At 69.4% G+C, this 281-nt stretch carries 1 pseudogene; it reads left to right on the top strand.

Annotation, left to right across the window (positions count from 1 at the left end):
* Positions 1–78: 78 nt before the first annotated feature.
* Positions 79–281 (top strand): annotated as a pseudogene (locus AC2CJA_RS27410) (hypothetical protein); the annotation flags it as partial.

The following is a 281-nucleotide window of genomic DNA, read 5'->3' as shown; positions in this document are numbered from 1 at the left end:
GTGAGCAGGCCGGGCAATCCCTGCCCCGGCCGTGGGCAGACGTAAAGCCCCTGGTAGGACAGGTCTCACCACAAGATCATGTCCGCAACCACCAGAGGCTTCACGTTGGTCACCTATGTTGCCACGCTCGACGTTCCCCGCCACGTCGTGGACCACCTGTCCCGTCTCCTGGCCGCGCACCGGCGGCGCATCGGCACTCCGCGCGGCAGCCGGGCGCTGGGCCCGTTCCGCCAGGCCGTACTGGTGCTGCGCTGGTTCCGCGAACGCGGCTGCGTGCACTG

The sequence above is a fragment of the Streptomyces sp. ATLC9 genome, from assembly GCF_057196705.1.
The sequence above is the reverse complement of the archived record's forward strand: the minus strand, read 5'-3'. Positions and strand labels throughout refer to the sequence as shown.